The organism is Methanosarcina baltica (assembly GCF_055394095.1).
Genome location: NZ_AP042463.1, coordinates 46,583 through 72,775, shown reverse-complemented (window position 1 = coordinate 72,775; position 26,193 = coordinate 46,583). Strand labels below are relative to the sequence as shown.

Annotated in this window: 21 protein-coding genes; 13 read left to right on the top strand and 8 right to left on the bottom strand. The window is 45.0% G+C overall.

Annotation, left to right across the window (positions count from 1 at the left end):
• The first annotated feature begins 1 nt into the window (after window position 1).
• Complete coding sequence (eno, locus tag ACZ5QV_RS00615) at window positions 2-1,288, top strand: phosphopyruvate hydratase (protein WP_464602130.1); 1,287 nt, start codon at window positions 2-4, stop codon at window positions 1,286-1,288.
• Window positions 1,289-1,809: 521 nt separating this feature from the next.
• Here the strand turns inward: eno and ACZ5QV_RS00610 are convergent.
• From ACZ5QV_RS00610 to ACZ5QV_RS00600, 3 genes are all read right to left on the bottom strand, one after another.
• Complete coding sequence (locus ACZ5QV_RS00610; RefSeq protein ID WP_464600760.1) at window positions 1,810-2,640, bottom strand: sulfite exporter TauE/SafE family protein; 831 nt, start codon at window positions 2,638-2,640, stop codon at window positions 1,810-1,812.
• A gap of 89 nt (window positions 2,641-2,729) precedes the next feature.
• Entirely contained in the window at window positions 2,730-3,596 is an 867-nt protein-coding gene (locus ACZ5QV_RS00605) for a YihY/virulence factor BrkB family protein (protein ID WP_464600759.1), read from the bottom strand.
• A 146-nt stretch (window positions 3,597-3,742) separates the two neighbouring features.
• A complete protein-coding gene (locus tag ACZ5QV_RS00600) occupies window positions 3,743-4,378 on the bottom strand; it encodes a MarC family protein (RefSeq protein ID WP_464600758.1) in 636 nt (211 codons plus the stop codon).
• A gap of 357 nt (window positions 4,379-4,735) precedes the next feature.
• On the opposite strand from ACZ5QV_RS00600, the gene ACZ5QV_RS00595 reads away from it, so the two are divergent.
• The 3 genes from ACZ5QV_RS00595 to ACZ5QV_RS00585 all read left to right on the top strand — a co-directional run bounded on the left by ACZ5QV_RS00595 (window position 4,736) and on the right by ACZ5QV_RS00585 (window position 7,669).
• Window positions 4,736-4,921: a hypothetical protein gene (locus ACZ5QV_RS00595; protein WP_464600757.1), complete on the top strand. Its 186-nt coding sequence runs from the start codon at window positions 4,736-4,738 to the stop codon at window positions 4,919-4,921.
• 148 nt (window positions 4,922-5,069) lie between these two features.
• Window positions 5,070-6,230 (top strand): tetratricopeptide repeat protein, encoded by a 1,161-nt coding sequence (locus ACZ5QV_RS00590; RefSeq protein ID WP_464600756.1) that lies wholly within the window; start codon window positions 5,070-5,072, stop codon window positions 6,228-6,230.
• Between the two features lie 248 nt (window positions 6,231-6,478).
• A complete protein-coding gene (locus tag ACZ5QV_RS00585; protein ID WP_464600755.1) occupies window positions 6,479-7,669 on the top strand; it encodes a tetratricopeptide repeat protein in 1,191 nt (396 codons plus the stop codon).
• 42 nt (window positions 7,670-7,711) lie between these two features.
• Here the strand turns inward: ACZ5QV_RS00585 and ACZ5QV_RS00580 are convergent, their stop codons facing one another.
• Window positions 7,712-8,593, bottom strand: coding sequence for a metallophosphoesterase (locus tag ACZ5QV_RS00580; RefSeq protein ID WP_464600754.1), 882 nt, complete (start codon window positions 8,591-8,593; stop codon window positions 7,712-7,714).
• 258 nt (window positions 8,594-8,851) lie between these two features.
• Between ACZ5QV_RS00580 and ACZ5QV_RS00575 the strand changes: the two genes are divergently transcribed.
• Window positions 8,852-9,256 carry a hypothetical protein gene (locus tag ACZ5QV_RS00575; protein ID WP_464600753.1) on the top strand — a complete coding sequence of 135 codons (405 nt, stop codon included), beginning with the start codon at window positions 8,852-8,854 and terminating at the stop codon, window positions 9,254-9,256.
• Window positions 9,257-10,038: 782 nt separating this feature from the next.
• Window positions 10,039-11,250, top strand: a complete 1,212-nt coding sequence (locus ACZ5QV_RS00570; RefSeq protein WP_464600752.1) for an RNA-guided endonuclease InsQ/TnpB family protein — start codon at window positions 10,039-10,041, stop codon at window positions 11,248-11,250.
• 34 nt (window positions 11,251-11,284) lie between these two features.
• Here ACZ5QV_RS00570 and ACZ5QV_RS00565 read toward each other — a convergent pair whose 3' ends face one another.
• The gene (locus ACZ5QV_RS00565; protein ID WP_464602039.1) at window positions 11,285-11,809 is read right to left on the bottom strand and encodes an IS630 family transposase; all 525 of its coding nucleotides are present in this window, start codon (window positions 11,807-11,809) and stop codon (window positions 11,285-11,287) included.
• Window positions 11,810-11,832: 23 nt separating this feature from the next.
• A complete protein-coding gene (locus ACZ5QV_RS00560; RefSeq protein WP_464600751.1) occupies window positions 11,833-12,321 on the bottom strand; it encodes a helix-turn-helix domain-containing protein in 489 nt (162 codons plus the stop codon).
• 186 nt (window positions 12,322-12,507) lie between these two features.
• On the opposite strand from ACZ5QV_RS00560, the gene ACZ5QV_RS00555 reads away from it, so the two are divergent.
• Window positions 12,508-13,347 (top strand): ion transporter, encoded by an 840-nt coding sequence (locus ACZ5QV_RS00555; protein WP_464600750.1) that lies wholly within the window; start codon window positions 12,508-12,510, stop codon window positions 13,345-13,347.
• Between the two features lie 268 nt (window positions 13,348-13,615).
• On the opposite strand, the gene ACZ5QV_RS00550 is transcribed toward ACZ5QV_RS00555, so the two are convergent.
• Window positions 13,616-14,434 (bottom strand): nitroreductase family protein, encoded by an 819-nt coding sequence (locus ACZ5QV_RS00550; RefSeq protein WP_464600749.1) that lies wholly within the window; start codon window positions 14,432-14,434, stop codon window positions 13,616-13,618.
• 479 nt (window positions 14,435-14,913) lie between these two features.
• Here ACZ5QV_RS00550 and nudC point away from each other — a divergent pair, with 479 nt between their 5' ends.
• The 3 genes from nudC to ACZ5QV_RS00535 all read left to right on the top strand — a co-directional run bounded on the left by nudC (window position 14,914) and on the right by ACZ5QV_RS00535 (window position 19,516).
• Window positions 14,914-15,777, top strand: coding sequence for an NAD(+) diphosphatase (nudC, locus tag ACZ5QV_RS00545; RefSeq protein ID WP_464600748.1), 864 nt, complete (start codon window positions 14,914-14,916; stop codon window positions 15,775-15,777).
• 128 nt (window positions 15,778-15,905) lie between these two features.
• On the top strand, window positions 15,906-18,365 hold the full coding sequence (locus ACZ5QV_RS00540) for a tetratricopeptide repeat protein (RefSeq protein WP_464600747.1): 2,460 nt from the start codon (window positions 15,906-15,908) through the stop codon (window positions 18,363-18,365).
• A 41-nt stretch (window positions 18,366-18,406) separates the two neighbouring features.
• Complete coding sequence (locus tag ACZ5QV_RS00535) at window positions 18,407-19,516, top strand: DUF362 domain-containing protein (RefSeq protein WP_464600746.1); 1,110 nt, start codon at window positions 18,407-18,409, stop codon at window positions 19,514-19,516.
• An 892-nt stretch (window positions 19,517-20,408) separates the two neighbouring features.
• Here the strand turns inward: ACZ5QV_RS00535 and ACZ5QV_RS00530 are convergent.
• Window positions 20,409-21,254, bottom strand: a complete 846-nt coding sequence (locus ACZ5QV_RS00530; RefSeq protein WP_464600745.1) for a M48 family metallopeptidase — start codon at window positions 21,252-21,254, stop codon at window positions 20,409-20,411.
• A 263-nt stretch (window positions 21,255-21,517) separates the two neighbouring features.
• Between ACZ5QV_RS00530 and tnpC the strand changes: the two genes are divergently transcribed.
• From tnpC to eif1A, 3 genes are all read left to right on the top strand, one after another.
• Window positions 21,518-23,080 carry an IS66 family transposase gene (gene tnpC, locus ACZ5QV_RS00525; protein ID WP_464599444.1) on the top strand — a complete coding sequence of 521 codons (1,563 nt, stop codon included), beginning with the start codon at window positions 21,518-21,520 and terminating at the stop codon, window positions 23,078-23,080.
• Between the two features lie 199 nt (window positions 23,081-23,279).
• Window positions 23,280-25,202, top strand: a complete 1,923-nt coding sequence (locus ACZ5QV_RS00520) for a hydantoinase/oxoprolinase family protein (protein ID WP_464600744.1) — start codon at window positions 23,280-23,282, stop codon at window positions 25,200-25,202.
• Window positions 25,203-25,698: 496 nt separating this feature from the next.
• A complete protein-coding gene (gene eif1A / locus ACZ5QV_RS00515; RefSeq protein WP_464600743.1) occupies window positions 25,699-26,031 on the top strand; it encodes a translation initiation factor eIF-1A in 333 nt (110 codons plus the stop codon).
• Window positions 26,032-26,193 lie beyond the last annotated feature (162 nt).

Below are 26,193 nucleotides of genomic sequence, written 5' to 3'. Positions count from 1 at the left end.
GATGTCGTATATTGGTTTACAGCAGGGTTCCGGAGAGTATCAGATCCAGAAAATACATGCCAGAGAAATACTGGATTCAAGAGGAAATCCTACCGTTGAAGTTGATGTTTTTACCGAAAAGGGATTTGGAAGAGCGGGTGTTCCCTCCGGGGCCTCCACGGGTACTAACGAAGCTCTCGAACTTCGGGACGGGGACGCTGAAAGGTATGGGGGCAAAGGTGTCCTGACCGCGGTAAAGAACGTAAACACCATAATTCAGAAGGAACTGCTTGGAATTGATGTACGCAGCCAGCGGGCAATCGATGAGCTGATGATCGAACTCGATGGCACAGACAATAAATCGAACCTCGGCGCAAACGCTATCCTCGGGGTTTCCATGGCAGTCGCAAGAGCTGCGGCAAGTTCTCTGAACATGCCTCTCTATCGTTACTTCGGAGGTTCAAACGCCTTTACCCTGCCTGTCCCCACCATGAATGTCCTCAACGGAGGCAAGCACGCCGGAAATGACCTTGCGATCCAGGAATTCATGATCCAGCCTAAAGGGGCAAGCACTTTCTACGAGGCCATGCAGATAGGAGCCGAGATCTACCATGCTCTCGGGAAATTCCTTGACGAAAAATATGGTCCTTCCTCCACCAATGTGGGTTACGAAGGCGGGTACGCCCCCAGGATGAGCGAAACCGTGGAAGCTCTTGACGCCTTGGTCCAGGGAATCGAGAACGCAGGATACGCAGAATCCGACGTCACTATCGGGCTGGACGCCGCAGCTTCGGAGTTTTACGAGGAAGGTTTTTACTCAATCGATGGAAAGAAGCTGGCCCCTCCTGAACTGCTGGACTACTACGTCGAACTCGTGGACGCCTATCCTATCCTCTCCATTGAAGACCCCTTCCAGGAAGAAGCCTTCGAGGACTTCGAGGCCCTTACAAATGAACTCTGGGACACAATCATCATTGGAGACGACCTCTTCGTAACCAACATAGAAAGGCTCTCCAGGGGAGTTGACATGGGGGCCGGAAACGCTCTCCTCCTCAAGGTCAACCAGATCGGAAGCATCTCCGAGGCCTTTGACGCGGCAAGCATGGCGGCCAGAAACGGCTACACCGTGGTCGTAAGCCACCGTTCCGCCGAGACCGAAGACACTACCATCGCGGACCTTGCCGTGGGAATCGGAGCCGAAATGATCAAGACCGGCGCTCCGGCCCGGGGAGAGAGGACAGCAAAGTACAACCAGCTCCTCAGAATCGAGGAAGACCTGGGAGATGTTGCACACTACGTGCAGCTCTAAACCTTTTTTTCACTTTCTTTTTTCACTTTCTTTTTTCACTTTCTTTTTTACTTTCTTTTTTCACTCTTTTTTACTTTCTTTTTTCACTCTTTTTTCCGTGTGCTTCCGTGCCTTCTGTGGTTTAAAATAGGACTGTCAATATTTTTGCTAGAGCGTCTTTTGACCAAGGAAATTCATGGAAATCGGGGCGTCTTGAAGAATTCAGATCAAAAAGACAGGGCAACCGAAACTGGCCATCTCAGGTGGAGCCTGTCCACGCTCGCTTGCGAGCGGTATTTTCTTGACAAAACATAGAAGACAACAACACTTACCCCTAAACTTGTAAGGAACGAATGCCACAAAATCAACATTCGAATTTTCACTGGCTGAAAATCACAAAAAACGTCTCAATCAAATTGAATTTGGATAAGAAAAGGTGTATGGGACATTTGGAGATGCTTTTTTTTTGCATCATCTGTAAGAAGGCCGCCCGCAAGCGGGCGTTGAGAGCCACGGATTTTGAAAACCTCACGAATTTTTTTTCAAAACCCCCCGATCATTTTCAGCCCGATATACAGCATGAGCAGTACAAAAAAGTGCTTGAGGACCTCGGGCCGGACCCTGTGGGTAAGCCCTGCCCCAATCCTTGCTGCCAGTATCCCCGGAAGAGCCAGGAGCCCCAGGTTCAAAAGGTTCACGTAACCCAGGGAATAAGGAGGAAGGCCGGGTTCTCCCCAACCGTTCAGGACGTAACCCAGGGTACCTCCTGCCGAAGTAAAAAGCATGATTGCGGCCGAGGTCCCGACAGCTTCTCGCATCCCGAAACGCAGGAAGACCAGCATGAGGGGAATTGAGACCACCCCTCCTCCAATTCCTACAAGCCCGGATAAAAACCCCACAATGATCCCGCAGCCCGCATAAACGGCAGTGCCGGATACGAGAGACGGAGCATTTTCACCCTTTTTGGGCCGGACCGCAGGGGTCCTGTAAGTCTTGAGAGCTCCGAGTATCACGACCAGCCCGAAGATTTTGCTAAGGATACCCGCCGAAAGCCGGGCCGCAAGGGCTGCTCCGCCGAAACTGGAAAACAGAGCGAAAATTCCTATAAGACCGGCCTCTTTCCAGAGCACGGACGAGTTTTTGTGGTGCTTGAGAACCCCACTGATGGCGTTTGGGAGGATCACGGCAAGGCTCGTCCCGAAGGCCAGCCTTATCGCAAGCGTTGGAGGCAGCCCTTCGGCCTGAAAGAGCCAGTACTGGATCGGAGACATGATAAAACCGCCTCCGACTCCCAGAAGGCCGGATATGAGGCCCGTGAAAGCGCCGGTAAAGAGGAGAACTGCTAAGTAGAGAGGGTCTGCGGGAGTAATCATTATTTTGCCTCAGGGGATTCAAATTTTGGAAATTCAGATTTTGGACAATTTGTTTCCGGATATTCAGATAGGGGATTCAGATAGGGGATTCAGATCGGAGATTTAGATTCAGGAGATTCGATTTCCGGCCTCCTGTCATCAGAATAAAATTTTGTGAATATGACCATGAATGTGACAATGATTGAGGAGTAATAGATCCACAGGAATATTGCAAGAATTGAGCCGATGGCCCCGAAAATGCTTGTAATGCTGCTGTAGGAAAGATACAGCCTGAATACGTATTTACCCAGAGTTATAAAAGTTACCGTCAGGAAAGAGCCCACAAAGACGGATTTGAAATCGAGGTCGATTTCAGGCAACACTCTGTAAATATGCATGAATAAAAGTACAAGAATCAGGAAGTTTACAGCAAAGCCGATGTAAGGGGCGATTCCGGGAGAAAAAGGCAAGATAAGTTGCACAATTTCGAAAATGATGTACACGACCGGTTCGAGCATGATCCCCAGCAGGAGAAGGCCCCCGAGTACGAAAACCGTGGCGATGGACTTGACGTTCTTTTTAACGTAACGGCGGATTGGGCCCTTTTTCTTTTCGGGAACATCCCACATCCTATCAATTATTTGTTTCAGGTTGTTGAAGAGGCTGGCCGAACTCCAGAGGAGAGACAGAAAACCGATCAGAACCCCGAGGGTTAGAGAACGGGTTTCCTGAATTTGCCTGAAAAATATATTTAAAATAGTTATAAAATCCTCATTCACAATAAGCCCGGCATAACTTAAGATGATGGTCTGGATTTCCTGCTTTTTTAAGAACACGCTGCCCAGTGATATTAAAAATAAAAGAAGTGAAGGGAGGCTGAGAATCAGGTAAAAGGAAAGGGCCGCACTATCAGTAGGGCCGCTGGCCGCTCTCCATTTTTTGAAAGTTTTTATTATGAGGGGGCCGAACTTTCTCATACCGGTCAAAATCTGAGCCCGGACCAATATATAGTTATTGACCTGAGGAAAAAAGGGGGTCTGGAAAGGCCTGTTTCAAGCCAGAAACTCCCTCAAGATACCCGGGGTCAAACTTCCATAACTTACTCAGATTTTAAAGATAGATTTCAGGCCATAAACTCCTTGAAGATGTTCAAAGCTCCCGTGGCGACAAGGTCAACGGCAATCGCTGCGAGGAACAGGCCCATAAGCCTTGTGAAGACCAGCATCCCGTTGTACCCTATCAGCTTGTGGATTCTCCTTGAGAAGAGAAAGGTGAAGAGGCAGATTATGAAGGTTAGCACGATGGAAACGATGACCATCAATTTTTGATCAATCCCCTGTGTACTTCCCATGAGGACGATAACTGCGCTGATCGTCCCCGGGCCTGTAAGGAGGGGAAGAGCTATCGGAAAGATCCAGATATCCTCTCTTTCCCTCGACTCTGAGATCTCTTCTTCCGTAATGCTTTCCTTTGAAACCCTGGCGTGCATCATATCAAAAGCGATTGTGAAAAGCAGGATTCCTCCCGCAACCCTCAGGGAGTCCACGTCTATGCTGAAGAGGTGGAGGATAGAGTTTCCCGTAAAGGCGAAAAAAAGGGCCATCACGCAGGCCAGAGCCACGGCTTTTTTTGCGATATCGTTTTTTTCGTCAAATGTCATTTTGTTCGTAAGGGATATGAAGCTAACAACTGCGCTCAACGGGTTTACGATCACAAAAATTGATATAAAGGCATAAATAAAAAATCCAACGCTGTCCATTAATACTCCAATTTAATTGACTTTTTTGTAGCATCTGGCATTGCCCTCTATATCTATTTATCTCGTGTCGCAGAAGACTCCTTCCTCGATGTTTCTAATCGAAGATTAGAAACTCCTGTTAAACCTATGGTTTAACATGACTCCGTGAGGAGGCAGGGAGGGGTTATTGACTGGAAAGCGGACCCGGCCTTTGCAGACGACAAAACAAACTTTATTAAGGGCCGGAGTAAACAATATCAGGAGGATGCGAAACTCCTGACCCTAAATTTAGATGCGACTTTTTTCAACAAAAACAACAAATAGGACAGCCAACAAAATAGAGAACTATTCTGAAATAATGTTAACAGGTGAAATAATATGAGTGTCGGACCAAAGATCCCTTACAGCGCGTATGATTCCATGCTGGACATGGTCCTGCTTTTCCTGCTGGTTCTGCTTTTCTTCCTTATCCTGCTTTTTATATACAGGGCCTTAAAAAGTAAAAAAGCTCATTCAGGGGAGAAGGCCCCGGTTGAAGAGTACGACAGTTCAGAAAATAATTAATTTTTGTCTGTTGTGCTTGTTTTAACCTCTCAAATGCACAAATCCCACATAAAAAAGTATATATGTCTGCAACACTGTAATTATTATGAGATTGATATAATCATCAATTAAACTTTATTTGACATATTACTTTGGGAGACCTGTTTTTATGGATTTTGATATAATCAACAAACTTGTCTTTGACGTTGTTGAATGCGTCAGGACAGATGAAAACGATTTGAGTGCCGGTGTTGATTTTGCAGTTGAGTTTTCAGGGAAAAACGGCATAACTCCCGATTACCTCCTTAATCTTGCAAAGCTCTGCGACTCGAAGAAAATGTTTAAGGAAGAGTATATTTTCATGAAGACCTGTGCGGCCCTTGCGGAGGGGACGATGCGAATTGAAGCCTATTTCCTCTCAGGGGTGCTTGCTTATTTCATCGGCTGGAAGCTCCAGGCCCTGCAGGAATTTGAGGAAGTGCTCAGGCTTGACCCGGAACATGTCAATGCCCTCTGTAACGAGGGAATCGTTTACTCGGAACTCGGGCAGGTGGCTGACGCAAAGGATAACTACGACCGGGCCCTTGCTCTCGACCCCGGACATGTGAGCACCCACTGCAACTACGGAAACCTTTTCTATGGACTTGGAAAATCCGGGGAGGCCGAAAAGGAATTTAAAAAGGTGCTTGCCCTTGACCCGGCCCACGCAAACACCCACTCCAACTACGCAAACCTCCTGCTCGAACTGGGCAGGCCGGAAGAGGCCGAGGCTCATTTCAAAACAGTACTTGAACTGGTGCCCGAACATGTGGCCGCCCATTACAACTACGCCGGGTTCCTGAAAGAGGCCGAAAGACCGGAGGAAGCCGAAGAACACTACCTCGAAGTCTTAAAAATGTCCCCCGGCCACACAAAAGCTCACTGCAACTACGCAAACCTCCTTGCGGAGTACGGCAGGTTCGAGGAGGCCTCCACTCACTACAGGCTGGCTCTCAGGCTCGACCCGAAAGACGCGGACACCCACTGCAACTACGGGCAGCTGTTCTTCAATTTCGGGCACCACAGGGAAGCCGAGGCCCATTTTAAAGAAGCCCTGGAGCTTGACCCCTGCCATGTGCAGGCCCTCTGCAACTACGGGAACCTGTTGAAAAAGCTGGGCCTGTATTCCAGAGCCGAGAATAAGTACAGGAAAGCCCTTGCCCAGGAACCGGATAACGTATATGCCTGCTACAGCTACAGCATGTTGCTTTTCAAACTCGAAAGAGTAGAAGAGGCCAAAAAACATTATTCGAAAGCCATTGTCTCTGATCCATTCCCGGTTTTCTTTTGATCCGGCTTTCTTGAAAAGGGGGCAGATTTTTAATTTTTTTTCCGGGCTCTTTTCTCCCTGCCCCTTTTCTCGTAGATTCATTTCCAGCAGATTCTTTTCCAGCAGATTTTTTTCCCGCTTTCTCCCCCTTATTATCATTTTTTTATGAATATCTCATTTATTTTAAAAACCTCTTAATTTTCTTGAGAACTATATAAATAGATATTTATGCCAGACTGTCAGAATCCTTTTTAGAAGGTTTTGATACTATGGACCTTGATGCAGTTGATGGACTTGTGTCCTCTGTAATTAAAAAGGCAGGTCCGGGTAAAGCCGAACTCTGTTCTGCGGTTGATTTTGTGCTTGATTTTGCTGGCGAAAAAGGCCCCTATCCTCCTGAACTTTTTCTTGAGCTTGCGGCCGTTTGCGAAAAAGAGGGCATGTACCGGGAAGAGTACGTATTTGCAAAGGCCTGTACCAGGCTTGGTCAGGAAGAGGTCAGGGACAACGCCTGCTTTATTGCGGGAGCTATGGCCTATCTCCTGGGTTTTCTGGAGGAAGCGGAAGAAGAATACAGAAAGCTCCTTTCCCGGTATCCGGAACATCTTGCCGCCCTCTGCAATTATGGCTCTCTTCTCACGGACCTCGAAAGGTTTGAGGAGGCCGAGGCCCAGTACCTCCGGGTGCTTGTTCTGGATCCGGCCCATGTAAGCACCCGCTGCAATTATGCCTACCTCCTGGACGAACTGGACCGGCCGGAGGAGGCCGAAAGGGAATACCTGGCCGCGCTTGCGACAGACCCTGACCATGTCCCGGCTCATTCCAACTACGCGAACCTGCTCCTTGACCTCGGCCGACCGGAAGAGGCCGAAGCCGAGTATCTTGCAACCCTTGCTTTGGATCCGGAGCACACAGGGACTCACTACAATTACGGAATTTTTCTCGCCGGGAAGAACCGCTTTGAAGAAGCCGGAGAGCATTACAGGAAAGTGCTTGCTCTGGACCCCTACCACCTTTCCGCCCACTGCAACTACGCAAATCTCCTCTCCAGGGAAGGAAAAGTCCGGGAAGCCGAAACAGAATACAAAAAAGCCCTGCAACTGGCCCCGAAAGATGCCAGCCTTCACTGCAACTACGCGACCCTCCTCTCGGAATGTGGCCGGTATCCGGAAGCCGAAAGGGAATATATGAAAGCCCTGTTCCTGAATTTCGATAAACCGGAGATACACTGTAATTACGGTCATCTGCTCAATAAAACGGGCCGTCTGGAAGAGGCCGGAGCGGAGTACAGGGAGGCCCTTTTCCTTGACCCGGGGAATAAGGACGGCCTTTATGGTTACGGAAAATTACTCAAAAAAATGGGAAAAAACGAGGAAGCAAAAGCACAGTATAAACTGGCCCTGGAATCCGACCCTCGCTTCGAGGGGAAAAAAGGAAATTCCTGGATAATTCTGGACTGATCCTGGATATTTCTTAACTGATTCGGAACTGATTTTAATTTTTTAGAATTCAGATTCATCCCCAATTTTTGAATGGCCGAATGAATATATCTCGATTTTTCCTTCCCGGTGCAGGGCAAAGGCCCCATTGTTTTTCATACCCACATAATCGGGGCAGGAAAAAAGGGAAAGGAGTTTTTCATCGAACCACCATTCGTAACCTCTCGCAAGGGCCGTGTGCCCCCTTACGATTATATTCAGCTCATTGATTCGCAGGAATTCCTCAACCACGTCCGGCCCGAATTCGTTCACCGTGGAGCCCCTTCTCGAAGGCGTGAGTCCGGGCCTTTCCGAGGGGTCATTCCAGAGGTAGGAAAATGGCTCTTTTTTTGTAATGTTCTCCAAAGGTTCCGGGCCCGGAAGGCCCCCGTGTACACAGAAAGTCCCGCCCCGGAGCACGGCTGCAACTGGCATGAGTTCGAAGGTTCGGGTAATTTTTTGGAGGAATTGCTCATCAAAACCTGTTTCCTGGAAAAAGCCGTAGTACAGGTTCATCTCCACGGTCTCATGGTTTCCTCTGAGCAGGAGGACATTTTCAGGTTCCCTGAGCTTGAGGCGGAAAAGTTCAAGCAGAACCTCGACTCCTTTTGGCCCCCTGTCCACGTAATCCCCGAGAAAAAGTATGTGTTCAATCCCCATTTCGTCCCTTTTTTCCAGGACAAATTCGAGGGCTTCCAGGTCCCCGTGGATGTCTCCTATAAGGAGGACAGGGTCCGCGTCGGGCCTGAGCACGGCGGGTTCGGACTCAAAGAGGGCTTCCACCTCAGGGAGAAGAGCCAGAAGGGCCTGTTTTGATTTTTCTTTGTTCAGAAATTCGGTCGGGGAGAGGAGGGGAGCTTCTTCGGTTCCTTTTTCTGAATTCTCTGAATTCTCTTCGGGATTCATCGGGACTACCTTATGGACTGAAGTTTCGTGAAAGAAAGAAATAAAGAAATAAAGAAATAATTGAAAAGCGTATTTTTCTTATTACAACCTTTTCTTTCTGACTTTATTCAATACATTAATCTTTTTGTCAATAAAAGTTTCCGAAAAGGTCTGGCTGATTGAGAAGCATTCGAAAAAACGATTTTCCAATGACCGGTGGAAGCTGCCAGAAAACCTTAATAATATTCAGATGGCAACTAATTGAAAGGAGTAGAGGATATGGATATCGAAATCAACCGACAGGCCTCTGAGGAAATGGCCCTTTCCGACATCGTGCTTGAGTATGAGGACCTGGTTTCCACGATCAGGCTTCTGGAAAAGAGAAGAGAAGAATTAAGGGGACATCTCCTGAACATCTGCGCGGAAAAGGATATTGACCTGCTAAGGATAGGGGATGTCAAGCTAAGGCGGCAGAAGACTGAATGGCGGAACTGGAACCTTAAGAAATTGAAACTTTTTCTGCTGCAAAAAGACCTCTGGGACCAGGTTGAGGCTGTTGACCGAAAGGCAATGAGCAAACTTCTGGCAGGGGGAATCCTGAAAAATGAAGAGCTTGAGGGCATGTACAAGGCCGAGACCAGGTACAGCCTGCGTGTTGTCAGGGAGTCAAAATCTTCTCCTTAACATGAGCCTCAGGCGAAAGTTTTAGAGTGGGGGTATTCTGCCGGAAGGAGATAATTATCATGTTTGTGGGAGAAATCCTTGAGATAAAAGTGGGAGATGTCGTGCTGGATTAAAAGTAACTCCCAGATATTGGAAAGTCAGGTCGCTTGTTTACGGGACCGACTAAGGGGTTGTAAATGCCTCTGGGAAGGCTTTCTCGATTAGGAAAAAAGGCTGAATAAAGGTGGGGGAGGGTATCTGATTTTAGGAGGTGGTGTTGATGGGTGGTGGGAAAGTTGTTTGGAGGAAAATACATGAGAAAAAAAGCTTTTCTCAGATGCCCTTACTCTATAATAATGCCCAATATTATATAAAATTAAAGAAATGATGTTTGTTTACTTCATTTTCCGGAAGTACTGTGCTTATCGTCCTTAATCCGGCAGTGCCTTTGACATCGGGGCGCTGTTTTTTCAGGCCTGAAAAAGAGAATGGAATGAAATGGAATGTCCACGGGGTCGCCTTTCATCTATTACATTAAACTCACTGCAAGAAAATACATATAGTGCCCAATTCCATATAATAATCATATATAGTATACAAATAATAATATATATTGTGTCACATATAAGCTGAGTGAGTTCTAAGCTTTCTTAAAATCACAAGGATAACGTTACACCATGTACGTAAAACAAGGAGAAATCAGAGTTAAATTTGACGAGATAATTTCAATGCTTCACTGCTATTCCACAAGCATTATAGTAAAAGAGGAGAATATAGTATAAAGTTGGGGTCGAATCAAAGTGATGGTTAAGCGTGTTGAGCAAATACAATTTCGTTCCAATGAAATTGGTGATTTGTGCCATAAATCCAAAAACCTGTATAACTTTGCAAGCTACATAGTTAGACAGGAGTTTTTCAAAAACAAGAAATGGATAAGGTACAGAGAACTCTATAAACTCGTAAAGGATTCGGAGCCTTACAAAGAGCTTCCGGCCCAAACTGCTCAACAGACTCTAAAAATGCTTGACAGTAACTGGAAATCTTTTTTTGAAGCTATGAAAGCTTTCAAAAAGAATCCCGAACTTTTCACAGGAAAACCGAAACCCCCTTACTACAAAGAAAAAGATGGAGAGTTCCTGTTAGTTTTTACCAATCAGCAGGTCAGGATTAAAGACGGAAAACTCAAGTTTCCCAGAGTAGTTCCATTGTCCATCCAGACAAGACTTTCTGATGATATAAATTTAAGAGAAGTCAGGATCATTCCAAAACACGTAGGGTACACCTGTGAAATCGTTTTTGAAACCGAAATAGAAGAACCTGAACCCATTAATTCTGGAAGAGTCCTGGGAATTGACCTGGGAGTTGTCAACCTCGTAACCATTGGAAACAATTTTGGTGAAGTTCCAATTATTGTTAAGGGCGGAGTTGCCAAGTCCGTAAACCAGTTTTACAACAAAGAAAGAGCAAAGCTCCAGAGCATTTATGAGTCCCACGGGCTCAAAACCGGTAAGAAAATAGAAGTCCTTACCCACAAACGAAACTCAAGGATTAAAGACACACTTCACAAACTTAGCAGGGCAATAATAGACTATGCTCAGGAGATGAAAGTGGAGAAAATTGTCATAGGAAGTAACCCGTTCTGGAAACAAAAATCCAACATGGGCAAAAAAAATAACCAGAAGTTTGCTCAGATTCCCCACAGTACTCTTATTTCAATGGTCGAGTACAAGGCCGAGGAAGTTGGAATTTCAGTTGAAAGGATCGAAGAGTCCTATACAAGCAAATGCTCTTTCCTTGATAATGAACCAATGGAGCACCGGGACAAATATATTGGAAAACGGGTAAAAAGAGGACTTTTCCGGAGTGCTACCGGAGTTCTCCTTAATGCTGATGTAAATGCAGCATACAACATGATTAGAAAAGCAGTCCCTAATGCCTTTGCAGAGGGGATAGAGGGTGTTGTGCTTCACCCTGTTAGTGTTAACCCCCTATACAAAGAACAGTTTATATCATAAATTCATGATTGTTTGTGATACTATACTCACTCAGTTATATTATTTCGAATTTTAGTGTCAATAATTGTTTCAATTCAGATTCATATTGATTAATGTTTTCAAAGAAACTTTTAACTTTACCTGAAAACTTCTCAAAATTTTCATAATATTTATTGTTTACCAATTCCTTTTTGGTAAACCGCCACAACCTTTCAATTATATTTAAATTCGGTGAATATGGAGGCAAGAAATATAGTTCAATATTGTACCATTCGGCATACTTGGTTGTGAATTTTGCATGGTTATAGCGTGCATTATCCAATATTATGACTATTTTTTTGTCTGGATAAATGTCTCTTATTTTTGCAAAAAACTCCACTACTCTTTCCGAATTGCAATTTTCTTCTGTAATTGTTGATATTACTGATAAATCCAGAATATCGAGAGCACCAAGAATACTAATTCTTCGTCTTCCCGTATTTGTTTTCATCTTAATGGTTCTTTTTCTTCCTCTTAGTTGCCACATTCTTGCAGGTACAAGATTATGTATCATATGGCATGGATCAAAGAACAATACAATAGAATCGCTTTCAAGAAGATTTGTTATTTCATGTATCGTTTTTTTTGAGTGTTTATTGATGGTGCTTTCCCAGGAATTGATTTCGTTTTTTTGTAAGATAATCCTATTTTTTTTGCCAATTCTGAGATATATTTTACACTATACTCCACTCCAAAATTTTCCGCAATGTAATGCTGTATATCCGCTGCAACAGCAAATGATCCTTTATTAACCTCTTCTTTAATTTTTGAGATTTGCTCGGCGCTTAACTTCGAAGGCCTTCCCTTATATTGAAAATTAACTAAACCTTCAATACCATCTTTTCGATAAATCTCTACCCAATCAGTAATTGTATCAATACAAATAGACAAACTTTCGGCAACTTCTTTGTTTTTCTTGTTTTCATCAAGCATTTTAATTGCCAAAATTCTTTTGTAAGGTTTCTTGTTAGCTGTTGTTTTTTCTAACTCCAGTAACTGTTGCCTCTCTTCGGGGGTGAGTTTTATCCTGTAAAGTCGTTGTCCTTTTTTCATTGATGTATATATGAATTCATTACATATAATTCGGATTTATAATCCTGAACGAGTATAATTAGAACTTTTCATAGCATTACCTTTTAAAGCATAGGTAGACGTAACTGTTTTGAAAGATGCTGCATCATAAGCGCAGCTTCGAAAACTTAAATTGCATATCAAACTCTTGCTGCGTGGATGTTAACAATGGCTGTTTCAGTAAAAAATAACCCACTAAATAGGCCACCTGATAATAATTGGCGAAACACCTTATATACAATAATATTTGAAGCAGACACACCAGCTGGCAAATTTTTTGATGAAGTCCTGATTCTTAGCATCCTGCTGAGCATTATTATTGTTATGCTTGATAGCGTAAGTAGTATCGCGGCTATATATGGCGATTTGTTCTATACCCTGGAATGGATTTTTACGATACTATTCACACTGGAATATCTTTTGCGCCTGATCTGTGTTGGTCGGCCCACCCGATACGCCACAAGTTTTTTTGGTATCATAGACCTGCTGGCAATTATCCCGACATATCTTAGCCTGCTCTTGCCAGGTAGCCAGTATCTGGTGGTGATCCGGAGTTTACGATTACTCAGGGTTTTCAGGGTGCTCAAACTTGCTCAATATATGGGTGAAGCTGATATATTGATAAGAGCTTTACGTGCAAGCCAGCGAAAAATAACCCTGTTCCTATTTACTGTTTTGACCCTGGTGATAATATTAGGTTCTCTGATGTACGTTATTGAAGGGGCAGAGAGCGGGTTTACCAGCATACCCCGGAGTATCTACTGGGCAATCATAACCCTTACAACCGTAGGATACGGAGACATTGTCCCTGAGACGAATCTCGGTCAGGCCCTGGCGTCACTCGTCATGATAACAGGTTACAGTATCATAGCGGTTCCGACAGGTATTATCACATCTGAGCTTACTTATGCAAGCAAATACTCCAAAGGAAGGGTGTGTCAAAATTGCAGTTTTGAGGGGCATGACATTGACGCTAAATTCTGTAAGCATTGTGGAGCACGATTATAAAAAAAGAAGTAATATGGGGGGTTGGGCATCTGATTTTTGAGGGATGTTGTGGGGGGTAAAGTAGTTTGGAGGAAAATATATGAGAAAAAAAGCTTTTCTCAGATGCCCTTATCCTCTAATAATACTTGATATTATATAAAAGTAGATAAATAATGTTTTTTCGCCCTCTTTTCCGGAAGTACTGTGCTTATTAGCCTTAATCTGGCAGTACATTTGAGATTTGGGTACTGTTTTTCAGGCCAGGCGGTTTCGGATCAGCTCCAGAGGGTTATTTCCAGATTACATCGGCCTGTTTTCTTCCGGGAATCCTCCTGAACTGATATTCCGGATACCCGACCATCAGTGCATACTGCGGAATGTTTCCTTCGGGGAGCTCCAGGGCTTCTTTCAGGGGTTGATACATCAGGGTAGCGATCTGTAAAAGTCCGGCCCAGCAGGTGCCCAGGTCGAAGGAGGGGGCCATCAGGTCAAAAGTACTCAGGGCAATTATGCTGTCGGTATACGCAAGTTCGTTTTCGGCATAGGCATATACAAGGCAGGGGGCCCCACGACAGATCGGATCGTGTCCGGCATCCCGGTGAGCAATGAGGGCGGGTAAAACCTGTTTTAGCGGGTGGTCTGTGTCCTTTTCGGCCATCAGACGCATCCAGTCGATTGCGAGGTCTGCCAGCTTTTTGACCTTTACGGCATCGTTTATTACAAGCCACTTTACGGGCTGGACGTTCATACCTGAAGGGGCAAAACGCACCGTTTCCAGAATTTCTTCAAGCTTCTCCCTTTCAACCGGTTTATCCTTAAAGACCCTAATCGAGCGCCTGCTCTGGGTATACTTTTTGAGCACTTCCGGGCTGATCTGTTCGGTGTCGGAAAGATTGTTTTCCGGAGGATAAGTCTTATAATTTCCCTGGATAGCGTCTGCCGGGCAGATAGCTTCGCAGTGGCCACAGCGAGCGCAAAACGGTTCATTTTCTGGTGGAACAGAGGGGGCCCCTCCGTCCTCTCCGGGCATGATAATATGCATGGGACAGATCTCCGAACAGGTCCCACAGGCTGTACACTTTTCCGGGTCAAAAGATATCAGGCTCATATCAGACACCACATTAAACTGGATTACGGATATTATGGGCCGATTTGAGATATAATTAAGCTTTTTTTATTTCCCCTTAGTCCCAATTTTCCAATAATATTGTATGAACAGGAACGCAATTTTCCGGCAGAATTAATTTTTTGGTCGTCGGTCGTCCAGTGCTGAATGGTTGATGTTTTCATGGTGAAATATCCAATTTGTCTTTTGCCTGTGTTTTTGGACTCTGGGTGCAGGTTGGTTCCGGTCGCAGCAAAAAATGGACAAAAGGAGCCAAAGGCTCTATTCCGATTATTTAAAATAACACCAACCGAATACAAATGGACCACCCCAGAACCGCTATTCGGGATTATTTTAACAAATTGTTCTGATTTCGCACGTTGGAGGAATCGTATCGGACCTGCATATTATGTAAAAAATACCATAATGTTCAAAAAACGGTAATAAGGTAATATAGGAAGAATAAGAAATCTATAACCAATATGGACCCCACACACAGGGATAAGATTTCAAGATTCATAATCGGCCTTGAACCACCTTCCAACCGGACCGCGTCTGCCCTCTGGTTTGCGTTCCGGGGTCGGGACCTGCTACTTCGAAAGGAGAACAACCCTCTGGCCGTCCCGAAGTTAAGGGACTTCGGGGAGCTCAACCTGCCGGTTGTAAGGGAGCAATATCTCGGAGACCTTGGGGGGCTGCACTGCTACTCCCTAGAGCTTGAGGAGGCAGCCGAGGCCCCCGAAGGGATGGTGTTTCTGGACCTCCGAAAGGCCCATGAGCTACTGGGGAATGGCTGCTTTTCCCTTGCGAACAAGGCCGTCCAGGTCATGGAATGGGACCGGACCAACCAGTACTGTAGCCGCTGCGGGACAAAGACAGAGCGCCTTCCCGGAGAAAGGGGTAAAAAATGCCCGAACTGCGGGGAGTTGTTTTTCCCGAGGATCTCGCCTGCGATCATCGTGCTCATAAAGAAGGAGCGGGAAATTTTACTTGCCAGGTCCCCTAACTTTCCGGTCGGGCTCTATAGTCTTGTTGCGGGTTTTATCGAGCCGGGAGAGTCGGCCGAGGCCGCAGTTGCCCGGGAAGTCGGGGAAGAAGTAGGGGTCAAAGTAAAAAACATAAGCTATTTCGGGACCCAGGCCTGGCCGTTTCCAAATTCGCTCATGATAGGGTTTACCGCAGAATATGAAAGCGGGGAAATCAAGCCCGATGGAGTCGAGATCGAGGCCGCTGACTGGTTTTCAGTGGAAGAACTTCCTGTCCTGCCGGGGAAGATCAGCATCTCCAGAAAGTTAATTGAGTCTTTTTTGAAGGAAGAGGGCTTGGAAAAAGTGGGTGGACAATAATAACTTTTTTTTATAATAAAGCTCCAAACAGGTTTTTTTATCTATTCAGCCCTTATTTAACCGGCATTTTTAATATATTTAGTTCCTGGCCCTTTAATTATATATATTGAAGGGCCTATGCTATCCTTATGTCAAGGATGTTAAGAGATTCAGCTTATAGATTAATAGGAAAAGCGTCCGAAGATATCGAAAAAGAACGATATAAAAAGGCCCTTGAAAAACTGGACAAGGCCGAAAGGATCGCGGAAAAGATAAGGGACCGTGAAATTACATACCATTCCCTGCTTATGAGAGGTTTTGTGAAGTACAGAAGCGAGGAAACAGGGGAGGCACTTGCATACTTTAGAAAGGGTCTGGACATTGCCGTGGACCTCTTTTCGCTTGAACCGGAAAAGGAAGAGTACCAGGAAATTATAGGCAATATGATTGGAATGATCGCAGAGGGCCTTTCGGATATGGAAGACTTCGATGAAGTAAAAGATTATGTCTATCCGATAAAAGAGACCTTTGAAAAAGCGGTCCTGGTATTTGAGAAATTATTGGAATCCGACCCGAAAAATCCCGAATACCTTGGATCTTTCCTGGAAACAATAGAGAATATAGAAAGATGCTTTATAGTTGGGGAGTTCGTCGATGAATCAATCCCTATTTTTGATAAAAATTTTGATGTGATTGAGAAATTGCTCAAAATCGAATTCGAAAATATGCCCGAAATTGGAAGGGAAATTGGAGCTGGAATCAAAGCTGTAATTGGGGATGGACTTGAAATAGGGGCTGGACTTGAAGATGAAACCGAAATTGAAGATGAAAATGAACCTTTCGAACTTCTCAGCAGACTCGATAATTCCTTAATGGATATTGGGCAGGACTGTGTGGATGTTGGATATTTCGAAGAGGCAAGACGTTTTTATAACCGGGCAATAGAATTTTATGGGAAAATTTTGGAAGAATATCCTAAAAATTTCGAAGCCCTCTATTTCTTGAGTTATGCCTGGAATTATACAGGTTCCCTGTATGTAGCCCTCAAAGATCAAGAAAAAGCAAAGGAGTGCTATGAGGAAACTGCAGACCTTCTGGAAAACAGACTTAAGGATGAGCCCGAAAACATTCCGTTTGTCCTGCTCCTTGCAAGCACGCAAAGAATTTTAGGAAAAATGTTAGCAGATAATGCAGAAACCGAAGAAGACGAAGACGAAGCCAGAGCTTACTATACCCGGGCAAGAGAAGCGTTCAGGAAAGTACTGGATAATAGCTCTGAATTATTTGGTCTCGATGAATCTTTTGCCAGCTTTTTTGATGAACTCGCGGATGAGTTTATAGAACTCGAAGACCCTGTAAATGCGGAAGCCTGCTACAAAGACGAACTTCAGGTCTATCTGAACCGGTATGAGGATGAGCCCGATAATCCTGAACACATCCATGATATTTCGGATGTTTTCCAGAGCCTTGGCGACCTTTTCGCAGATGAATTTGAAACTGAGAAAGCAAAGGCCTATTACGAAAAGGCCCAGGAAATCTACGATAAACTCAATCCTGTTGACTTTAATAAAACCGCTCAGGAAGCATATAAGGCAGAAGTCTGGAACCAGATAGGGGACCTTTATGTCGGATATGAGCCCGAAACAGCTCTGCAATGCCACGAAAAGGCCCTCCAGGCATTTGAAAAGGCTTTTGGAGAAGATGCCGAAAACGAATATTACTCACACGGACTGCTCGAAACCCTGAGCGACCTGGCCGGAGCATACAGGGCGCAGAAAGAATATGAAAAAGCGGTCATGCAGTATGAAAAGGCCCTGAAAATCAAAAACCAGCTTCTGGAGAGCGGTCCACAGGAAAGGGAATGGGACCTGGAGATTGAAGATACCTACTATGAGCTTGCGAGCGTGTATTTCGAACTGGAAGACGAGGAAAAATCCAGGGAATACCACAGGCTGGCCCTTGAAAGATTCGAACAGATAATATCCGAATATTCTGAGGCTGAAGAGATCATAGTCCTTGCGGCGAGAAAGGCTTATCTTTACGGAATAAACCTCCTTATGCAACTGGAGTTCGAAGAGAAAGACTCCGGAATTGCAAGGGGATACTATGAATTTGCGCTCAGGACCCTTGAGAGATTATATAACACCTTCCCGATGAACTCCTCAATCCTGGAAATGCTTGTCAGCTTTGCCGAGCAGGTAGGGCAGATATACAGGGAAGCGGACAAACCGGAAGAAACAATCCTGGAATACGAATACGCACGCGAAAAGCTCGAAAGCCTGTATGAACTCAGCCCCGGAAACCCTGAGCGCGACCGCCTTTATTTCGGGATACTGAATAATCTCGGGCTGAGTTATTCCATAAAGGGGGACCTGGAAAAAGGGAAAGAGTGCTTTGAAAAGGCGCTTGCCATAAACGAACGTCTTTTAAAATCCGTCCCTGAAGACCTCGATATCCTGAAAAGGAAGCTTGTGTTTTTCAACAACTACGCAAATCTGCTTAAAGATACAGGGGAGTTTGAAAGCGCAGAAGAGTACCGCAAAAAAACAAAAGAAGTCAAAGCAAAAATAAAAAAAGAAGAAGAATCCGAATGGGAATGGTCATATTAATTTTCCCATTTAACTTAATTTTTTCACAAGGAGGTAGTTGTATGGCAGGTAAAGTCTATTTTACGGACCTGAGGGCTAAAAACCCCCGGGAGAGCAAGATCGTCAGGATCCGGAAGCTTTTCGAGGCCGCAGGTTTTGTGGATCTACTGGGGGTGGACGACCTGACGGCAATCAAATTGCATTTCGGAGAATACGGAAACGACGGCTACATCAACCCCGTTTTTGTCCGGCAGGTGGTGGATAAAATCCGCGAGGCCGGGGCAAAGCCTTTCCTTACAGACACGAACACCCTTTATTCGGGGAGCAGGCACAACGCCGTGGACCACCTGAAAACGGCAATAGAGCACGGTTTTGACTATTCCGTGGTCGGGGCTCCACTCATTATTTCCGACGGGCTCAAAAGCCAGAACATGGAGGAGGTCGAGATCGGGCAGAAACATTTCAAGAGCGTTAAAATAGCGAGTGATATCGTTGCCGCTGACTCCATGATTGTGATGTCTCATTTCAAAGGCCACATCATGGCAGGTTTCGGAGGCGCTATCAAGAACCTGGCCATGGGCTGTGCCCCTGCGGCCGGCAAGAAGGACCAGCACTACCCGACGAGCCCGCATGTGCTTGAAGAAAAGTGTATTGCCTGCGGGAAATGTGTTGAGATCTGCCCTGTGGGGGCCGCTTCCCTTGAAGGTGAGACTTCCAGGATCGACCCGAACATCTGCGTAAGCTGCGGGCAGTGCATGGAAGTCTGTCCCTCGGAGGCCATCGACCTCGACTGGGTAAACGACATTCCGGTCTTTCTGGAGTGCCTGACCGAATACGCATACGGAGCGGTAAAGGGCAGGGAAAACAGGATTGGCTACATTAATTTTCTCCTCAACATAACCCCGGACTGCGACTGCGTCCCCTGGAGCGATGCTCCGATTGTTCCAGACATAGGAATCCTGGCCTCGATGGACCCCGTGGCCCTCGACCAGGCAAGTTACGACCTCGTAAACCGGCAGTCAGGCCTCAAGGGCTCGTCCCTGCAGTGCAATCACGGGCCGGGAGAGGACAAGTTCAGAGGAGTCTGGGAAAAGATCGACGGGACCCGGCAGCTTGAGTACGGGGAAAAAATCGGGCTTGGCAGCAGGGATTATGAATTAATCGAGCTTTGAAGAAAAGGAAATATTTCAGGTTTTTCCAGAGGATACCTGAAGAATAAGAATATCTTAAAAAGAGTTTGGGGGTAGGGCATCTGTTTAGTGGGGAGTGGGGGAAATTGGGGGTTGAAAAGAGAGTAAAAAACTAGTCTGTACCGTTTTTTAATAACCGTTTTTCCAGATGCCCTACTCCTAACATATTCTTTTTAGTATATAATATTAAAGGTGTCCTGTAGATATTGGTGTTTTTTAGGAAGCACTGTATTTTTTTATAACTGTGTGGTTTGGAACGATCCAAAGAATAAGATGATCTTAAAAAGCGTTTGGAGATAATCTTAAAAAGAGTTTGGGGGTAGGGCATCTGTTTAATGGAGAGTGGGGGAAATTGGGGGGTTGAAAAGAGAGTAAAAAACCAGTCTGTACCGTTTTTTAGAATCCGTTTTTCCAGATGCCCTACTCCTCACATATTCTTTTTAGTATATAATATTAAAGGTGTCCTGTAGATATTGGGGTTTTTTAGGAAGCACTGTATTTTTTTATAACTGTGTAGATTGAAACGATCCGAAGAGTCATGCCAGCATTCTGAAGAATTAGCTATCTGAAGAAGAGTTCTCTGAAAAATAAGAACATCTGAAGAAGAGTTTGGGGGGTAGGGCATCCGGTTAATGGGGAGTGGGGGGGAAAATTGGGGGGTTGAAAAGAGAGTTAAAAATTAGTTATATACCGTTTTTTACCGGATGCCCTATTTCCTACAAGAGTGTTTTAATATATAAAGGTAGAGGTCTCCTGAATATATGTGGGTTATTTGAGCAGTACCACATTTCTTTAAGGTTCGTAAATTGATGTACACTACCAGGTGTGGGGCCGGAGCCTGCCGATCAAAAGAACCTGCCTGAATACCGAAAGCTTACAGTACATATTTCCAGCCGTCCTTCTTAAGTTCCTCCCTGTGCGGGCCGTACCCGGGCATGAGTTCTTCTACAAGAGCCCAGAAGGCCGGAGAATGGTTTTTTTCCTTTATGTGGCAGAGTTCATGAACCACAACATATTCAAGCTGGCCGGGTGAAGCCATCAGGAGCTGAAAATTGATCCGGATTACGTTTTTTGCGGAACAGCTTCCCCAGCGTTTTCGCTGATATTTTACCTGGAAGAATGGAGGGGGAACCCGAAGCTTTTCTGAGTAGAGTTCCACAAATTCCCCTACTTTTTCCACAGCTCTTTCGGCGTACCAGCGGCAAACTGCCTCCCTTACGAGTTCCTTCCGGCCGTCTTCAGGCAGGTTTTTGGAAAGACTGACCCCAGGGGCCTGGCTGTTTAGGCTGACCTCAAGGACCTGGTCGTTAATCCTCGCGGAAACATTTCCGGGATGCTGAATTTTACCGGAGTGCTGAGATTTCCATTCCTCCTCTACTATAATATTGAGGTGGTAGACTTCCCCGAGAAAGAGAAACTCCTCTCCCTGGACATAACGTTTGGTCGGGTCAGGGTGACGGTTTTCCTCAAACCAGTCGAGTTTTTTCAAAATCCAGTCGGCTTTGTCCCTGACCATTTCCCGGATTCTGGTTTTTTCAAGCCCTGCCGGGGCGTGAAACTCTACCATTCTGTCCGGTCGCACCATCAGGGCTGCTCTTTTCCTCCTTTTGCTGTAGAGGATTTCATAATTTATGCGCCTGCTGCCGACTTCGATGCTATCTCTGGTACTGTCTTTGATATCCTTAATGAGACCTACCTCTGTTTTTTTGCCTTTCTTCATCCGGAAAAACCCCGGCCCCTCAAAATTTTCTTTGTACAGAATAGGGGCTTTTTAGATTCTTGAATATTTTCCTTGGGGCAGGGCTTTACCCCTCCTTGACAGTTGTAGGCTGGTAGGTGAGGGTAGTTGACGCCAATTAATATATATTCATAAATAGTATCTATTCAGCTACCTCTGTTTCTAACTTATATTTCGTATAAACTCAACAATTACTTTTTTCATATAGATTAATATAAAAATCATCGGATTTTGGAATGAGGTTTATGAAATGTGAAGAGATTCTTACTCAATGCCGTTCAGACCCTGAATCCATTGTTTCATATATTGAGGATCTTGAGTCTCGGTATGAAGATCTTGGATCTCGGTATGAAGATCTTGGATCTCGACACGAAGAGCTTGAATCTCGGTATGAAGATCTTGGATCTCGACACGAAGAGCTTGAATCTCGATATGAAAATCTTGAATCCGAAAACACCGAACTTCGAGAAAGACTTAATGAGTTAGAATCTCGCCTAAAAAAGAATAACCAAAACCAAAAAAGAAATCGACTTCCCTCTACTAACAATTCTACTGATAAAATACCTCAATCAAAAGGTTCACAAAAAGGAAGTTTTAGACGTCCTGGCGGCCAAAAAGGGCATCCTGGTTCTACATTAAGGATGATTAAAAATCCTGATAAAACAATCATTTATAAGCTACATAAATGTGAACATTGTGGTTGTAACATTGAGAAGATTGAAGTTATAAATTACGAGAAGAGACAAGAATTTGAAATAATTGTAAGGCGTAAAGTGACCGAACATCGTGCTGAGATCAAAAAATGTCCTTATTGTAACCGCAAAAACAAAGCTGCTTTTCCGAAATCAATTACAAAACCTGTCCAATATGGCAATATGGTTTTAACAATTGCAATTTACCTCCGAAACTACCAATTGATTCCCTATGACCGAATCAAGAAATTATTTAAAGATGCCTTTGGATTTGATATAAGCGTTGGTACAATAATTAGGGCAGAAAATAAGTTATTTCACAAGTTGAAAGGTGCTACAAACCACATCAAGAAGCAACTGATAAAAGAAAATGTCATCCATGGTGATGAAACTGGAATCGACGTTGGTGGTCAAGGGGAATACTGCCATTTAATCTCTACAAAAAAATATACATACTATTTCCATAATAGGAGTCGAGGATCAAAAGCAATGAATAAAATGGGAGTGTTGCCTAAATATAGAGGAATTATAGTCCACGATTTCTGGAAACCCTATTTTAAATACAAATGTGAACATGCGGCATGTAATGTCCACATTCAAAGAGAACTTAAAGACATTTATAACATATTCAAGCAAGTGTGGGCTGAGGAGATGTCTGATCTCCTATATGAAATTAAAAAATGCGCAGACTTTGCCAGAAAACAGGGCATACAAATAGATGAAGATACGCTCAAGACCTTTAAAGAAAAGTATCAGTCAATACTAATGAAAGGATTTGAGGACAATCCTCCACCTGAAATCTCGAAAGACAATGGGGTTAAAAGAGGAAGAAAAGCGCAGAGCGATGCAAAAAATCTCCTTGATAGACTTTCAAAGTATGAAAAAGAAATCTTGAGGTTTGCTACGGATCTAAGAGTTCCTTTCAGTAACAACCAAGCAGAAAGAGATCTCAGAATGATAACAGTTCAGCAAAAAATATCGGGAGATTTTAGGAAACCCCATGGAGCAGATGTTTTCTTTAGAATTAGGGGATACATATCTACACTAATAAAGAATAATATACCTACTATAAGTTCACTTCATGCGGCGATTGAAAATGTGCCACCCTTACCCTGAATAGATACGTTTTCTTTAGAATTAGGGGATACATATCTACACTAATAAAGAATAATATACCTACTATAAGTTCACTTCATGCGGCGATTGAAAATGTGCCACCCTTACCCTGAATAGATACCATAAATACAACATATTTTATACATTATCCTCTAATAAAATCCCTTATATAATATAATCAGTTCAGGAGACTTCTAAAATGCAGTACAGCATGGGCATTGACGCAGGCGGCACATATACCGATTCCATCATCATCAGAGACTCAGACGGCAAAGTTGTGGACTCAAACAAGGCCCTTACGACCTATCCGGACCTGCTTGAAGGGATCAGGAACTCAATCGACGGGCTGGACGAGAAATATCTCCGGGACATAAAACTCGTATCGGTATCCACAACCCTTGCCACCAACACCATTCTTGAAAATACAGGGTATCCGGTGGGACTGATTCTTGTGGGGGACTACATGATCCCTGAAAAGGTTCCTATGGAGTACTACACGGTGGTGGAAGGGGGACACGACCACCACGGGGCGGAACTCGTTCCCCTGGACATGGAGACCGTTGAGGCTTTTGTCCGGCGGGTAGGGGATAAGGCCTCGGCCTTTGCGGTTTCCTCCTATTTCAGTATACGGAACCCGGTCCATGAACTGGCGGTGAAAAAGCGTATCCAGGAACTTACCGGCCTTCCTGTGGTCTGTGGACACGAACTTTCTCTGGACCTCGGGGCTTATGAGAGAGGGGTTACAGCCTACTTAAACGCCCAGCTCATCCCGATCGCGAACCGCTTCATAATGTCTATCAAAGGGGAAATCGAGAGGAGAGGGATAGTGGGCAGGTTGCTCATGCTCAAATGCGATGGCTCGGTCGTGGGAATCAACGAGGCCCTGGAAAAACCTATCGAGTCCATCTTTTCGGGGCCGGCCGCAAGTCTTGTGGGAGCGTCTCACCTCTCGGGCCTGAAGACATGTGCCGTAATCGACGTCGGGGGGACAAGTACGGACGTCTCTCTGATTGAAGACGGGCTTCCGGAACTCTGTCCCGAAGGGGCGGTTGTCGGGGGCTGGCAGACCAAGGTCAAGGCCATTCGTATGGAAACTTCCGCGATGGGGGGGGACAGCCACATATGGGTAAAGAACGCGAAACTCAACATCGGGCCGAGGAGGGTCATTCCCCTCTGTGTGGCTGCGGTAAAATTTCCGGGTTTCCTGGAATCTCTGAAAAGCGGCCGGACCCCTGCAAACCTGCGGCTCGAAGAGAACATCCAGCCCACAAAGTTTTTTATAAGGACCGGGGCGGAAGCCGCAGAAATCGGGAAACTTGAGAAAGAAATCCTGGACCGGATAGGGGACACTCCTACTTCCCTCAGTGATATCTTCTGGAAGTTCGATACAATGCCCTCTCCCCGGCTCCTGGATTCCCTTATAAGAAAACGCCTGGTGCAGGCAATAGGCTTTACCCCGACCGACGCCCTGCACGTCCTGGGCGAATACACATCCTGGGACGCGGAAGCCTCCAGAGCAGGGGCCAAACTCCTGGAACGTTATATGAATACGGATTCCCTGGAAATCTGTAAGCAGGTAAAAAAGGACGTCGCAAGGAACATGGCACTGTATCTCATGAAGTTTATACAGAAGGATGTACCTGCCTCCGAGCTTGAAAAGGTCCTGCTTTCCGATAAGTTTTCACAATTTAAAATAAAACTTCCGGTTGTCCTTATCGGGGGGCCTGTCGTCGCCTTTACGGAAGAACTGAAACGGGTCCTGGATGCCGATATCATAGTCCCGGAATACGCGAAGGTCGGAAACGCGGTCGGGGCTCTTGTGGGAAAAGGGATCAAACGGGTTGAAATCCTTATCAAGAACAGCTACACAAAAGATAAAAAACGGCTGGTCCTGCTCTTTTCTCCGCGCGGGAGGGAAACGTTCGGAAATTACCTCGAAGCGCTTGCCTATGCGGAAAAGCTGGGGAAGGAGCTTGTCATGGACTACATGGCTGAGGCCGGGCTTGACAGGGAACAGGTCCAGATAAATATGAGCAAAAAGGAGGTTTCTTTAAGTGAGGTAGGGGTCGTGCCCATAGAAACAAAACTCGTTTTTGTGGGAACCGGGATGCCAAAAAAGTAAAGCCTGGGCCCGGAAGGTTGGATAATTTTATATAGCTTCATGATTGTTGTATCAGCAGTAAAAACAAAGAGTGATATAATCTATTATTTAAAATTTTATATTTATTTTAAATATTAAATTATATTTCATCTTGTTGTTATGCCGGGTTTCATTTATCCGTCAGGGACGTTAACTCCCCCTCCCTAAACCTCGGTTTTAGAGTAAGGAGTCTTCTGCTGTCTGAGATAAACCTGTTCGGCTAACAAAAGCAGGAAGCCCACGACTTCAATCGTGTGGCAGTTCACATCAAATCTTATTTGATATTTAACTGCGTTTTTTGCTTGCTTTATTTGTTCAGTCTCTTGAAGCAAGAGGCCAAAAAGGGAAGATTAATAATAATATTTTAAAATAAAAACATCCCTGAGACGAATTAAAAGCAAGAAAAATCAACTGAAAACAAAAACCTGAAAATCAGAAGCTTTCAAGAGGTATTAATCTGGCTAATTATAGAAGCAATATGAGAATGAGAAGAAATGGATCGGGCAAAACCGGAAACCACTCGGATACGCCGGAAGTAACAAGGGTACGCACCCCTCGCAAAGACAAAAATGAAGTACTGGCAACCGTCACGACCCTGCTAGGCTCAAAAAGGGTTCATTTAAGGTGCATGGACGGAGTTGTCCGCATGGGCAGGATTCCTGGCTCCAAGAAAAAGAGGATGTGGATCAGGGAAGGAGATGTCGTCATTGCAACCCCCTGGGATATCCAGAACAGCAAAGCCGATGTTACCTGGAAATACACAAGGCCTCAGGTAGAATGGCTTGAGCGCAAAGGCTACCTTAGAGAATAAAAATATAGATAATACTTATATTATTAATAAAGTCTGTTTTGGCACCCGAGTTCCGCTTCGGGATCACAGGAAATCAAAGATTTCCTGGGAGTTGCACTGCAAGTGCAACAGCACGGGGTCCGTTTCACTCGCTGCGCTCGTTCAAGCAGACTAAAATATTTC

What these genes read in the sequence shown, in the direction of transcription:
- eno (WP_464602130.1), top strand. Translation starts at nt 2, where the DNA reads ATGTCGTATATTGGTTTACAGCAGGGTTCCGGAGAGTATCAGATCCAG.
- ACZ5QV_RS00610 (WP_464600760.1), bottom strand. Translation starts at nt 2,640, where the DNA reads ATGATTACTCCCGCAGACCCTCTCTACTTAGCAGTTCTCCTCTTTACC.
- ACZ5QV_RS00605 (WP_464600759.1), bottom strand. Translation starts at nt 3,596, where the DNA reads ATGAGAAAGTTCGGCCCCCTCATAATAAAAACTTTCAAAAAATGGAGA.
- ACZ5QV_RS00600 (WP_464600758.1), bottom strand. Translation starts at nt 4,378, where the DNA reads ATGGACAGCGTTGGATTTTTTATTTATGCCTTTATATCAATTTTTGTG.
- ACZ5QV_RS00595 (WP_464600757.1), top strand. Translation starts at nt 4,736, where the DNA reads ATGAGTGTCGGACCAAAGATCCCTTACAGCGCGTATGATTCCATGCTG.
- ACZ5QV_RS00590 (WP_464600756.1), top strand. Translation starts at nt 5,070, where the DNA reads ATGGATTTTGATATAATCAACAAACTTGTCTTTGACGTTGTTGAATGC.
- ACZ5QV_RS00585 (WP_464600755.1), top strand. Translation starts at nt 6,479, where the DNA reads ATGGACCTTGATGCAGTTGATGGACTTGTGTCCTCTGTAATTAAAAAG.
- ACZ5QV_RS00580 (WP_464600754.1), bottom strand. Translation starts at nt 8,593, where the DNA reads ATGAATCCCGAAGAGAATTCAGAGAATTCAGAAAAAGGAACCGAAGAA.
- ACZ5QV_RS00575 (WP_464600753.1), top strand. Translation starts at nt 8,852, where the DNA reads ATGGATATCGAAATCAACCGACAGGCCTCTGAGGAAATGGCCCTTTCC.
- ACZ5QV_RS00570 (WP_464600752.1), top strand. Translation starts at nt 10,039, where the DNA reads ATGGTTAAGCGTGTTGAGCAAATACAATTTCGTTCCAATGAAATTGGT.
- ACZ5QV_RS00560 (WP_464600751.1), bottom strand. Translation starts at nt 12,321, where the DNA reads ATGAAAAAAGGACAACGACTTTACAGGATAAAACTCACCCCCGAAGAG.
- ACZ5QV_RS00555 (WP_464600750.1), top strand. Translation starts at nt 12,508, where the DNA reads ATGGCTGTTTCAGTAAAAAATAACCCACTAAATAGGCCACCTGATAAT.
- ACZ5QV_RS00550 (WP_464600749.1), bottom strand. Translation starts at nt 14,434, where the DNA reads ATGAGCCTGATATCTTTTGACCCGGAAAAGTGTACAGCCTGTGGGACC.
- nudC (WP_464600748.1), top strand. Translation starts at nt 14,914, where the DNA reads ATGGACCCCACACACAGGGATAAGATTTCAAGATTCATAATCGGCCTT.
- ACZ5QV_RS00540 (WP_464600747.1), top strand. Translation starts at nt 15,906, where the DNA reads ATGTCAAGGATGTTAAGAGATTCAGCTTATAGATTAATAGGAAAAGCG.
- ACZ5QV_RS00535 (WP_464600746.1), top strand. Translation starts at nt 18,407, where the DNA reads ATGGCAGGTAAAGTCTATTTTACGGACCTGAGGGCTAAAAACCCCCGG.
- ACZ5QV_RS00530 (WP_464600745.1), bottom strand. Translation starts at nt 21,254, where the DNA reads ATGAAGAAAGGCAAAAAAACAGAGGTAGGTCTCATTAAGGATATCAAA.
- tnpC (WP_464599444.1), top strand. Translation starts at nt 21,518, where the DNA reads ATGAAATGTGAAGAGATTCTTACTCAATGCCGTTCAGACCCTGAATCC.
- ACZ5QV_RS00520 (WP_464600744.1), top strand. Translation starts at nt 23,280, where the DNA reads ATGCAGTACAGCATGGGCATTGACGCAGGCGGCACATATACCGATTCC.
- eif1A (WP_464600743.1), top strand. Translation starts at nt 25,699, where the DNA reads ATGAGAATGAGAAGAAATGGATCGGGCAAAACCGGAAACCACTCGGAT.